At 74.1% G+C, this 11,857-nt stretch carries 10 protein-coding genes; 6 read left to right on the plus strand and 4 right to left on the minus strand.

The genetic code is table 11. The features are described 5' to 3' along the window. The first annotated feature begins 918 nt into the window (after positions 1–918). Complete coding sequence (locus tag ACI79G_RS16655) at positions 919–3,198, plus strand: putative bifunctional diguanylate cyclase/phosphodiesterase (RefSeq protein WP_456882230.1); 2,280 nt, start codon at positions 919–921, stop codon at positions 3,196–3,198. Between the two features lie 121 nt (positions 3,199–3,319). Beyond that, complete coding sequence (locus tag ACI79G_RS16660; protein ID WP_456882231.1) at positions 3,320–4,723, plus strand: peptidase M1; 1,404 nt, start codon at positions 3,320–3,322, stop codon at positions 4,721–4,723. Positions 4,724–4,838: 115 nt separating this feature from the next. On the opposite strand, the gene ACI79G_RS16665 is transcribed toward ACI79G_RS16660, so the two are convergent. Genes ACI79G_RS16665 through ACI79G_RS16675 form a run of 3 tightly spaced genes read right to left on the minus strand, consistent with a single transcriptional unit; the run spans position 4,839 to position 8,336 of the window. Continuing rightward, complete coding sequence (locus ACI79G_RS16665; protein ID WP_245700097.1) at positions 4,839–5,678, minus strand: succinate dehydrogenase/fumarate reductase iron-sulfur subunit; 840 nt, start codon at positions 5,676–5,678, stop codon at positions 4,839–4,841. Then, positions 5,675–7,621: a fumarate reductase/succinate dehydrogenase flavoprotein subunit gene (locus ACI79G_RS16670; protein WP_091215217.1), complete on the minus strand. Its 1,947-nt coding sequence runs from the start codon at positions 7,619–7,621 to the stop codon at positions 5,675–5,677. Before ACI79G_RS16670 ends, ACI79G_RS16665 begins: the two co-directional genes overlap by 4 nt. A gap of 13 nt (positions 7,622–7,634) precedes the next feature. Continuing rightward, on the minus strand, positions 7,635–8,336 hold the full coding sequence (locus tag ACI79G_RS16675) for a succinate dehydrogenase cytochrome b subunit (RefSeq protein ID WP_245700098.1): 702 nt from the start codon (positions 8,334–8,336) through the stop codon (positions 7,635–7,637). Positions 8,337–8,507: 171 nt separating this feature from the next. Here ACI79G_RS16675 and ACI79G_RS16680 point away from each other — a divergent pair, with 171 nt between their 5' ends. From ACI79G_RS16680 to ACI79G_RS16690, 3 genes are all read left to right on the plus strand, one after another. Beyond that, a complete protein-coding gene (locus ACI79G_RS16680) occupies positions 8,508–9,116 on the plus strand; it encodes a sulfite oxidase-like oxidoreductase (protein WP_456882232.1) in 609 nt (202 codons plus the stop codon). Positions 9,117–9,195: 79 nt separating this feature from the next. Then, the gene (locus ACI79G_RS16685; RefSeq protein WP_456882233.1) at positions 9,196–9,846 is read left to right on the plus strand and encodes an FAD-binding oxidoreductase; all 651 of its coding nucleotides are present in this window, start codon (positions 9,196–9,198) and stop codon (positions 9,844–9,846) included. Between the two features lie 51 nt (positions 9,847–9,897). Beyond that, positions 9,898–10,413: an N-acetyltransferase family protein gene (locus ACI79G_RS16690; RefSeq protein WP_456882234.1), complete on the plus strand. Its 516-nt coding sequence runs from the start codon at positions 9,898–9,900 to the stop codon at positions 10,411–10,413. Between the two features lie 121 nt (positions 10,414–10,534). On the opposite strand, the gene ACI79G_RS16695 is transcribed toward ACI79G_RS16690, so the two are convergent. Continuing rightward, on the minus strand, positions 10,535–11,233 hold the full coding sequence (locus ACI79G_RS16695; protein WP_456882235.1) for a monooxygenase: 699 nt from the start codon (positions 11,231–11,233) through the stop codon (positions 10,535–10,537). 124 nt (positions 11,234–11,357) lie between these two features. Here ACI79G_RS16695 and ACI79G_RS16700 point away from each other — a divergent pair, with 124 nt between their 5' ends. Further along, on the plus strand, positions 11,358–11,837 hold the full coding sequence (locus ACI79G_RS16700) for a hypothetical protein (protein WP_456882236.1): 480 nt from the start codon (positions 11,358–11,360) through the stop codon (positions 11,835–11,837). Positions 11,838–11,857: the final 20 nt, after the last annotated feature.

Below are 11,857 nucleotides of genomic sequence, written 5' to 3' on the forward strand. Positions count from 1 at the left end.
CGGTCACGCCGACCCGGACGCCGTCCCGCCGGGTCGGCAGCTCCTGCCAGAGGCCGGTCGCCCGCAGCCAGCGGTCCCCGTCGACGCGGGTGCACGCGGTCGTCGGCTGGTCGCCCTCCGGCGTCGAGCGCCGTGGCCGTGCACGGGTCGGCGGGCACCCGGGTGTCGCCCTGGCGGGACAGCCGCAGCACCGGGTCGGAGGCGCCGTCGGCCGGCAGGTAACGCGTCCACAGCGGGTCCGTGCCGGTGTGGTGCGGCGACCGGCCGCGGAAGCCGTCCACCGCGGTGACCCACGGGCGGGCGGTGGTGCCGACCTCGGTCCCCACCGCGTCCGCCTGCGCCTGCCGCCGCGCCTCCGCGGCCAGCGGGACGGCGACGACGGCCACGCTGCCGGCCACCGCCAGCGCGGTGAGCACCCGGACGCGCCCGGCCACTGCAGCCCCGCGACCGCCGCGACGGGCAGCCCCGCGGCGGCGTACGAAGCCCCACCGGCAGCACCGAGTCGACGTCCGCCCGGATCGCCGCCCGGGCCAGCACGAGGACGGTCGCCGTCCCCAGGACGCCGACCGCGGTACCCCGCACCACCGCACCGGCCAGCGGCACTCGGGGCCGGCGGCGCGGTCGAGGACCACGGCCGGCGCGGCGACGACCGCGGTGAGCACGCCGCAGGCGAGCAGCAGCGGCACCTGGCCGCCGAGCAGGGACGCCACCAGTGCGGGGGTCCCGAGCAGCGCGGCGCAGACCCCCAGGGCCCAGGCCAGGACGACGTGCAGCAGGGCTCGGAGGAGGGGCGGGCCGTCACGCGCGCAGCGTGGCGCCCCGAACGCTCCGTGACCGTTCCCCTCCGCCGGGTGAGGCAGGCCCGGTGCTCACGGCCGAGGGCTGAAGCTCCGCCGCCGGGTGACCGATGCTGTCCCCGTGGTCCAGGTCTTCCCGCGCGCCCGGCGCAGCCGCACCCGGCAGCCGGTCGACCGGCCACTGCGGGTCGTCCGCGTCTGCGCGGCCGTCCTGGCGTCGGCCTACGTGCTCTCGCTGGCGGCGCACGCGCTCGGGGACTCCGGCGTGCTCGGCGCCCTCGCCGTCGGCGGCAAGTGGGTGTTCCTCGTCGGGCTGACCGCACTCCTGGTGCTGCGCGGGGTCACCGTGCGGGAGGACCGCGGCGCCTGGCTGCTCTTCGCCGCCGCGGTCGGTTCCTACACGGTCGGCTCGCTCGGCTACGCCATCGCCGACGCCGCGCCGGGGCCGATCGTCCGCCCCGACTGGTTCGACCTCGCCTTCATCGGCTTCCACCCGCTCGCCTGCGCCGCGCTGTTCCGGCTGCTGCGGACACGGGCGCCGCGGCTGACGTCGAGCATGTGGCTCGACGCCGTCGTCACCGGGCTGACCGCCGCGGCCTTCGCGGCGGCGTTCGCGTTCGGCGCCTACCTCGACCTCGCGCTGCGCGGCGCCGTGCTCATCGCCGCCTACCCGGTCGCCGACCTGCTGCTGCTCGTCCTCATCGCCGGCGCCCTCGTCGTCATCGGCCGCGGCGCCGGCGCCGCCTGGTGGTGGCTCACCGCCGGGACGGCGTTGTTCGTGGTCACCGACACCGTCTACGCCCACCAGGTCGCGCACGGCACCTACGTCGTCGGCGGCCCGCTCGACGTGGGCTGGGGCCTGGCGTTCCTCTGCTACGGCCTGGCCGCCTGCCCGGCACCCCGGCCGCGCACCTCCGCCCCGCTGCGTGGCGTCCGCGCGCTCGTCATCCCGGGGCTGTGCGCCATCGGCGCGCTGGTCCTGCTGCTGCGGGGTTACCTGGAGGACGGCGACCCGCTGGCCGGCGGGTTGGCCTTCGGCGCGGTGGTGGCCGCCCTCACCCGCACCGCGCTGACCTTCCGCGAGGTCCGGGCGCTGGCCGACAGCCGGCACCAGGCGCGCACCGACGAGCTCACCGGCCTGCCCAACCGCCGCCAGGTCTTCGAGACCCTCTCCGATGCCGACACGCGGATGGCGGCCGGAGGCGGCACCGCCGTCCTCGTGCTGGACCTCGACCGGTTCAAGGAGATCAACGACTCGCTCGGCCACGGCGTCGGGGACGCGCTGCTGCGCGAGGTCGGACCGCGGCTGGCCGGACACCTCCGCTCCGGTGACCTGCTGGCCCGCCTGGGTGGCGACGAGTTCGTCGTCCTCGCCGACGGCCTGGGGGAGGACGGCGCGCTGGCGCTGGCCCGGCGGCTCTGCGCCACGCTCGAGCGGCCGTTCCAGCTGGCCGGCATGGTGCTGAGCGTGGACGCCAGCGTGGGCATCGCCCTGGGCCCGCGGCACTCCCGGCAGGCCCGGGAGCTGCTGCAGATGGCCGACCTGGCCATGTACGCGGCCAAGGCCGGCCGCAGCGGCCCGGTCGTCTACGACGAGGAGCGCCACGGCTCGGGCCGGCACCGCCTCGAGGCCGTCGCCCAGTTGCGACGAGCTGTCGACGCGGGCGAGCTGGTCCTGCACTACCAGCCGAAGCTGACCCTGGCGACCGGCCGGGTCGACGGCGTGGAGGCGCTGGTTCGCTGGCAGCACCCCGAGCGCGGACTCCTGTCCCCCGACGCCTTCGTCGAGCTGGCCGAGTCCGCCGGGCTCATGGCGGCGCTGACCAGGCGGGTGCTGGACACCGCCCTGGCGCAGCGACGGGCGTGGTCCGACCGCGGGCGCGAGCTGACCGTCGCCGTCAACGTCAGCCCCTCGAACCTGGTCGACGAGGGCTTCCCCGACGAGGTGGCCGGGATGCTGGCGCGGCACGGCGTCCCCGCGACCGCACTGGTGCTCGAGGTGACCGAGAGCCTGCTCATGGAGGACCGGGAACGCGCCATCCGCGTCCTCGCCGGACTGCGCGAGGCCGGCGTCGGCGTCGCCATCGACGACTACGGCACCGGCTGGTCCAGCCTCGCCTACCTGGCCACCCTCCCGGTGACCGAGCTCAAGCTCGACCGCACCTTCGTCGGCGCGATGACCGGCAGCGACCGGTCGGCGTCGATCGTCACCTCGACCCTGCAGCTCGCGCACGCCCTCGGCCTGGTCTTCGTCGCCGAGGGCGCCGAGGACCAGGCGACCGTCGACGCGCTCGCCGCCCTGGGCTGCGACGTCGTCCAGGGGTACCACCTCAGCCGGGCGCTGCCGCCCGAGCAGCTGGAGTCGTGGCTCGAGGCCCGCAGCGCCGCCCCCGTCGGCTGACGCCGCGCGCAGGGGCCTGTTGCGGAACGACCCCGCGTCCCTAGGGTCGCCGCGAGCGGGGCGGCCGGGGACGGGACCCGTCGGGCGCGGGCCGGGCCGACCTGCCGGACGGGGGTGGCCGATGCGTGCTCCGGCGGTCCGCGCGGCCGCGGCGTGCGGCGCGCTCGTCCTGCTCGCCGGGTGCACGTCCGCCGACGGGCCGACGGCGGCGCCCGAGCCCGGAGCCGGGTGCCCGGTGACCGAGCGGGCCGCCCCCGACCCGGACCGGCCGGTCGTCGACCTCGACCTCCGCCTCGCCGACGACCGGCGCACGGTGACCGGCACCGAGACCGTCGCGCTCACCCCGGACCTCCCGGTGGAGGAACTGTGGTTCCGGCTGGTCCCGAACGCACCGCAGTCGGCCGGGCACCGGCTCACCGTCGAGGCGGTGCGCGGGGACCTGGTGGCCGGCGGCGGCTACGTCGACGCCGGCGCCGCCCCGGGGACGCCGGGCGGCCTCTACCGGGTGGACCTGCGCGAACCCGTGCCGGCGGGCCGCACCGTCACGGTGGAGCTGGACCTGCGGCTGCGGCTCACCGACGAGCGGACGCCGGCCGGTTTCGACCGTCTCGGTGTCGCGGACGACGTGACGTGGTGGGGGAGCGGGGTCCCGCTGCTGACCTGGGAACCGGGTCACGGCTGGGGGAGGGACCCGATGGTCGAGATCAGCGGTGAGACGACCGCCGCGCCCGCCGCCGACACCACGCTGCGCGTCTCGGTCCCGGGTGACCTCGTCGTCCTCATGTCGGGGGAGCAGGCGCCGCCGCGGGAGGCGCCGGGTGGCCGCCGGGTCTGGGAGTCGCACGACCCGGTCGCCCGCGACGTGGCCGTCGCGGTGGGCGAGTTCGACACCGCGACCGTCGACGTCGGCGGCACGAGGGTGACGGCCGGGGTGCTGGCCGGCGCCGACACCTCCGCCGAGGAGCTCGCCGAGGCCACCGCCGAGGCGGTCCGGGCGCTGGAGGGCCGGTTCGGCCCGTTCCCGTACGCGACCCTGGCCGTGCCGCTCGTCTCCGACGACGGCGGTGGCGAGGAGTACTCCTCGGCGATCCTCATGGGGGACGCCGACGAGGACCTCCTCGTCCACGAGGTGGCGCACATGTGGTTCTACGGCATGGTCGGCAACTCGCAGTTCCGCGACCCCTGGCTGGACGAGGCCTTCGCGACGTACGCCCAGGGGCACGGGGACACCGACGACCTGGACCGGGCGGGTGCCGTCGGCGGCTCGATGGCCGATTTCGCGGACCAGGACGAGTACGAGGCGTTGGTGTACGGCAAGGGCGCCGCGGCGCTGGCGGCCGCCCGCGAGGCGGCCGGGGAGCAGGCGTTCGACGCGGCGGTGCGCTGCTACGTGGAGAGCCAGGCCTGGACGATCGCCCGGCCCGAGGACCTCGCCCGGGCCCTGCAGGGGCTCGAGCCCGCTCTCGACGTCCTGGTCGAGGCAGGTGCGCTGGGCCGGCAGGACGTCGAGGCCGCCGGCGACTGACCCCTGGTGCGCCGGAGGGCGGGGACCCGGTGCCCGGGTCCCCGCCCTCCTGCGGGAGGCCCCGTCCAGAGGCTCGCCGCGAGCCCGCGAGCGGTGAGGAGGACGGGGTCCTCCTTCAGCTCTTCGGGCGCGCCCCGGCGCGCAGGGCGCCGAGCAGGTCGTGGTTGAGCCGGGAGATGTTCTCCATCGAGATGCCCTTGGGGCAGGCCGCCGAGCACTCGCCGATGTTGGTGCAGCCGCCGAAGCCCTCGCGGTCCTGCTGGGCGACCATGTTGACCACCCGCTCGTTGCGCTCGGGCTGGCCCTGCGGCAGGAGGCCCAGGTGGCTGACCTTGGCCGCGGTGAACAGCATCGAGGAGGCGTTCGGGCAGGCCGCCACGCAGGCGCCGCAGCCGATGCAGGTCGCCGCGTCGAAGGCCGCGTCGGAGTCCTTCTTGGGCACCAGGATCGAGTGGGCCTCCGGCGCGGTGCCGGTGGGGGCGCTGATGTAGCCGCCGGACTGGATGATCCGGTCCAGGGCGCTGCGGTCGACCGACAGGTCCTTGATCACCGGGAACGCCGTCGCGCGCCACGGCTCGATGTCGATCGTGTCGCCGTCCTTGAACTTGCGCATGTGCAGCTGGCAGGTGGTCGTGGGACCACCCGACGTGCCACGGCCGTGCGCCGTTCCGTTGATCATCAGGCCGCAGCTGCCGCAGATGCCCTCGCGGCAGTCGTGGTCGAAGACCACCGGGTCGTCGCCGGCGAGGATCAGCTTCTCGTTCAGGACGTCGAGCATCTCCAGGAACGACATGTCCGGGGAGATGTCCTCGACCTGGTAGGTCACCATGCGGCCCTTGTCGGCCGGGCCCCTCTGCCGCCAGATGCGCAGCGTCAGGGTCATGTTGTGAGGGGCCATGGCCGGGTCGGTCGCCGTGCCGGACGCGAAGGTCGCGCCCTCACGTGTCGCAGTCACTTGTAGCTCCGCTGGGCGAGGTGGACGTACTCGTACTCGAGGGCTTCGCGGTGCAGGACGGGGGGAGCGCCCTCGGGCGTCCACTCCCACGCGGCGACGTAGGCGAAGTTCTCGTCGTCGCGCAGCGCCTCACCCTCGGGGGTCTGGCTCTCGGCCCGGAAGTGCCCGCCGCAGCTCTCGGCGCGGTGGAGGGCGTCGACGCACATCAGCTCGGCGAGCTCGATGAAGTCGGCGACGCGGCCGGCGTGCTCCAGGGTCGGGTTGATCGTGTTCTCGTCGCCGGAGACCTTGAGGTTGGTCCAGAACTCCTGGCGGATCTCGGGGATCCGGTCCAGGGCCTTGCGCAGGCTCTCCTCCGAGCGCTCCATGCCGCACAGGTCCCACATCAGGCGGCCGAGCTCGCGGTGGAACGAGGCCGGGGTGCGGTTGCCGTTGATCGACAGCAGCTTCTGCACCCGGCCCTGCACCTCCTGCAGGGCCTCGGCGACGGCCGGGTGGCTGTCGTCGACCTTCTCGAACGGGCCGTCGGCGAGGTAGTCGTTGATGGTGTTCGGCAGGACGAAGTAGCCGTCGGCCAGGCCCTGCATCAGCGCGCTGGCACCCAGGCGGTTCGCGCCGTGGTCGGAGAAGTTGGCCTCGCCGATCACGAACATGCCGGGGATGGTCGACTGCAGGTCGTAGTCGACCCACAGCCCGCCCATCGTGTAGTGGACCGCCGGGTAGATCCGCATCGGCGTCTCGTAGGGGTCCTCGCCCGTGATCTGGGCGTACATGTCGAAGAGGTTGCCGTACTTGGCCTCGATGGCCGGCCGGCCCAGCCGCTTCATGGCGTCGCCGAAGTCCAGGTAGACGCCCAGCCCACCCGGGCCCACCCCGCGGCCCTCGTCGCAGACGTTCTTGGCCTGGCGCGAGGCGATGTCGCGGGGCACCAGGTTGCCGAACGCGGGGTAGATCCGCTCGAGGTAGTAGTCGCGCTCGCCCTCGGGGATGTCCCGCGGGTCACGGGTGTCGCCGCGCTCCTTGGGCACCCACACGCGGCCGTCGTTGCGCAGCGACTCGCTCATCAGCGTGAGCTTGGACTGGTAGTCGCCCTTGACCGGGATGCAGGTCGGGTGGATCTGCGTGTAGCAGGGGTTGGCGAAGTACGCGCCCCGCTTGTGCGCCCGCCAGATCGCCGTGGCGTTGGAGCCCTTGGCGTTCGTGGACAGGTAGAAGACGTTGCTGTACCCGCCGGTGGCCAGGACGACGGCGTCGGCGAAGTGGGTGCTGACCTCGCCGGTGATGAGGTTGCGCGCGACGATGCCGCGGGCCCGGCCGTCGATGACGATCAGGTCGAGCATCTCGTGCCGCGCGAACTGCTCGACGGTGCCGGCCGCCATCTGCCGCTCGAGCGCCTGGTAGGCGCCGTAGAGCAGCTGCTGGCCCGTCTGGCCGCGGGCGTAGAAGGTGCGCGACACCTGCGCGCCACCGAAGGAGCGGTTGTCGAGCAGGCCGCCGTACTCGCGGGCGAAGGGCACGCCCTGGGCGACGCACTGGTCGATGATGTTGACGCTCACCTCGGCCAGGCGGTGCACGTTGTTCTCACGGGAGCGGAAGTCGCCGCCCTTGACCGTGTCGTAGAACAACCGGTGCACGCTGTCGCCGTCGTTGCGGTAGTTCTTCGCGGCGTTGATGCCGCCCTGCGCGGCGACGCTGTGCGCCCGGCGCGGGCTGTCGTGGAACCAGAAGTTCTTGACCTTGTAGCCGGCCTCGCCGAGCGTCGCGGCGGCCGAGCCACCGGCCAGGCCGGTGCCGACGACGATGACGGTCAGCTTGCGGCGGTTGGCCGGGTTCACCAGACGGGCGCGGAACCGGCGGGTGCTCCACCGCTCGCCGATCGGCACGTCCATCGGCGCCTTGGTGTCGGCGATCGGGTCGCCGACGGTGAAGAGGTCGAGAGGCATCGCGTTGAGCTCCTTAGCCGACGAGCCCGAAGAGGACGCTGAACGGGACGAGCAGGAAGCCGCCGATCAGCACCACGGAGAAGACCAGGGCGAAGAGGTTGACCGTCCTCTCCCGGCGCTTGTTGCTCTGCCCGAGGGTCTGCGTGGCACTCCAGATGCCGTGCCGCAGGTGCATGCCGAGCAGGATCAGGGCGATCACGTAGACCGCGGTGATGAGCGGGTTGGAGAACCCGGCGACCAGGCGGTCGTAGGGCGTGGTGCCGGGCCCCTCGGGGTTCGCCACGCCCATCGTGAGGTCGAGGATGTGGTAGACGACGAACAGGCCGACGATCACGCCGCCCCAGCGCATGGTCCGCGAGGCGTAGCTCTGGGCCACGGCCTTCTTGGTGACGTAGCCGTTCGGCCGGGCCCGCTTGGCCTGCCGCCACAGCGCGATCGCCGCCCAGATGTGGGCGATCACGGCGGCCAGCAGCACGATGCGGATGATCGTGAGGGTCGTCTGCGCGGGCACGGCCGGCTCGCCGATCGTGCGGATCCAGTGGGAGTAGCCGTTGAACGACTCGCGGCCCGCGAAGACCTTGAGGTTCCCGATCATGTGCGCGATCAGGTACAGCACCAGGATGATGCCGCTGACCGCCATCACGACCTTCTTGAAGACCGAGCTCGTCTTCGCGGCCTTGGGCGCTCTGCGCTGGCCGGGTTGCGTCACCGTCACCACAGCCACCGAAGGTATGCCTCTACCAGGTCCACGACCACGTGAACACGTGGTGACACAGCTCTCGTAAGGGTGCCCTTACCGGATCGGGCGGTTAAGGTGCGCGGTCGCGTGGGCAGCCCGACACCGGCCGCGGGGTTGGCGGGCGTCCTCGTGGGGGAGGGAGACGACATGGCTGGACCCACGCGAGGATTCCTCGGCCGACGCCGCGAGCGGGACCCCCGGCTGCCGCCGGGACAGTACGACGTCGGCCGCGACTGGCCGGTGCTGACCGCCGAGCCCACGCCGCGCATCTCGCCCGAGACCTGGAGCATCACCGTCGACGGCCGGGTGGAGCAGCCGACGACGTGGACGTGGGACGAGGCGCACCGGCTGCCGCGCTCGGAGTACCGCGGCGACATCCACTGCGTCACCACGTGGTCGAAGTTCGACACCTGGTTCGCCGGCGTCAGCGTCGACACCCTGCTCGAGGCGGCCCGCCCGACGGCCGATGCGCACTTCGTCGTCGCGACGTCCAAGACCGGCTACACCACCAACCTCGCGCTCGAGGACGTCACCGGCGGCAGGGCGTGGGTGGTGTGGGAGTACGACGGCGGCCCGCTGCCGGTCGAGCACGGCGGTCCGGTGCGGCTGCTGGTCCCGCACCTGTACTTCTGGAAGAGCGCCAAGTGGGTCACCCGGCTGACGCTGCTGCAGCGCGACCAGCCCGGCTTCTGGGAGCAGAACGGCTACCACGACCGCGGCGACCCCTGGCGCGAGCAGCGCTACCAGGGTGACTGAGGGAGGGCCCCGTCCTCCTCTCCCCTCGCGAGCTCGGGACGGGGCCGCACGAGGTTGGCGGTGGGCGACCGTCACGGGCGTGCGGCGGCCGGTGCCCAGGGCCGTGGAGCTGCGGCTCGACGTCCCCGACCGGGTGCAGCACCTGGCCGGCCAGCACTACGTCGTACGGCTGACCGCCGAGGACGGCTACACGGCGCAGCGGTCCTACTCGGTCGCCTCCGCGCCGGGCGAGCCCCAGGTGGAGCTGTTCGTCGAGCGCCTGGACGACGGGGAGGTCTCCACCCACCTGGCCGACGTCGTCGAGCCCGGCGACCAGCTGGAGGTGCGCGGCCCGATCGGCGGCTGGTTCGTGTGGGACGGCGAGCGGCCGGCGCTGCTGGTCGGCGGCGGCACCGGCGTCGTCCCGCTGGTGGCCATGCTGCGGACCGCCCGCGAGCTCGGCCGCACCGACCTGCTGCGCATCGCCGTCTCCACGCGCACGCTCGCCGAGCTGCCCTACGCCGACGAGCTGCTCGGGGCCGGCGCGGTCGTCGTCACCACCCGGGAGCCGCGCGGCGTGCGCCCGGCCGGGCGGCTGACCGCCGCCGACCTGGTACCGCTGTGGGAACCGGGCCGGACCGCGTACGTGTGCGGGTCGGCCGGGTTCGCCGAGGCGGCCAGCCAGCTGCTCGTCGACCTCGGCGTCCCCGCCGCCGACATCCGGGTGGAGCGGTTCGGCGCGAGCGGGTGAACCTGCCCCTCCAGGGCACCTGCCAGCGGGCTCCCCGGGGAGGATGGCGACGTGCACACCGAGGTCCGCCCGGTCGAGGCCGTCGACGACGAGCTCCGGGCGCAGCTGCTCGCCTGCTGGACCGACGTGACCAACGCCGGCGGGTCGGTCGGCTTCGTCCCCCCGGTGACCGAGGAGGAGCTCGCGCCCTACCTCGACGCGGTGGTCGAGCGGGTGCACCAGGGGCGTGAGCTGATCGCGCTGCTGCGTGTCGAGGGCGAGGTCGCCGGGTTCGCCGTCCTGTCGCTGTCGGTCAGCCCGCTGCGGCGGCACTGGGCCACCGTGCTGCGGGTGCAGGTGCGCCCGGAGTGGCAGGGGCGGGGCCTGGGCCGGGTGCTGGTGACCGGGGTCCACGACATCGCCCGGGCGCGCGGCCTGGAGTTCCTGCACCTCACCGTGCGCGGCGGCACCGGTCTCGAGGCCTTCTACGCGGACTTCGGCTACCGGGAGTTCGGGCGGATGCCGGGGGCGATCCGCGTGGCTCCCGGCGACGACCGCGACGAGCTGCACCTGACCTGCCGGCTGTGACCGCGAGCGCCGATCGGGGCCCGCGGTCACAGCCACGGGTCGTCCAGGGGTGGTCGACCGCTGCCCGCAGGGGTGGGCAGCGGCCGAGGCCCGGGGGAGCAGCGCACCCCCGCGGCTGCCGTCAGGCCAGCGGGTCGCGGCCGCCCAGCGTCCCCTCCGCCGAGAGCAGCGCCAGCCGGGCGAACAGCTCCTCGGCGTACCAGCCCTCCTGCGCGGTGCGGGTGACGACGGCGGCGTGCGGCGCGCGGTCGTAGGCGAAGGAGTTCAGCGCCGAGGCGGAGTCCCAGACGCTGAAGGTGCCCTGCAGCCCGAGCGGTGCCTCCCCGATGCCCAGGGCCACGCGCAGCCCCGGGCTCTCGTGCAGGTCGGCCGAGACCGGCGGGACGGCTCGCCAGAAGGTGGCCGCCTTGCGCGGGGTGAGCCGGGCGCGGGTGACCGCGGCGACCGGGCCGTCCCACCGCTGCGGCCAGGGCTTCCCGAAGGGCTCCTGCCGCGACCAGCGGCCGCGGGCGGCCAGCGGCCGCATCCGGGCGCTCCACTGCTCGTCGGCGATCCGCTGCCAGCGGGCGACGACGTCGCCGGTCTCGAACGCGGCGACCGCGCGTTCGTCGTCCCACACCGCGAGCAGGGCCCAGCGGCGGGGGTCGGCGTCGCGCACGGTGAAGCTCCGGCCGCTGCCCGTGCCCAGCAGCTTCGCGAACCTCAGTCCCGGGCTGCGGCGCAGCGGACGCCGGTCGGTCGCCATCCGCAGCAGCGCGGCCGGCACCGACCGGCCGGGCACGCCCCACACGTGCAGGGTCGCCAGCCGTCGTGTGGTCACGGACCCGATCCTCCCTGTCGCGGACGGGCCGCGCCGCGTCGAGGCCGTCGTCGCAGGCCCCTGCGGAGGCGCCATCGTCGCTACGCTGCGTGCATCCTGTGCTGCAGAGCGGGGGGAGACCGGTATGGGTGACCAGGCCGACCTTCGACAGGACCTGCTGAGGCGGGTCAACGCGCGCCGGGCGGGGGTCGAGGCGTACCTGCGCCAGCGGCGCCCCCGCGTCCAGCGGTGGGCCACCGTCACGCTGGTGCTCACGTCCCTGTCGGCGGTCTTCACCGCCGGACCCGCGCTCGGCGGGGTCTCGTTCGCCGAGGCGGTCCAGAACCTGTTGAGCCTCGACAGCACGTCGAGGGTGTGGCGCACGCTCTGCTTCCTGGCGCTGCTGGTCTCGGTCGCCGCCACGGTCCTGACCAACATCAACAAGGCGCGCGACCCCGTCGCGCAACTCAGTGCGGTCGAAGCGGCCGACGCCGAGCTCGAGGGGCTCGCCACGCTGCTGGAGTTCGGCACCCTCTCCGTCGAGGACGGGGTGAAGCTGTACCAGCAGTACGTCACCAAGATCCCCTTCATCGACGACGCGCCCACCGTCGCCCGGCCCGGTTGAGAGGCGCCGACGTGTACGGC

It is taken from the genome of Geodermatophilus sp. SYSU D00779, from assembly GCF_054050595.1.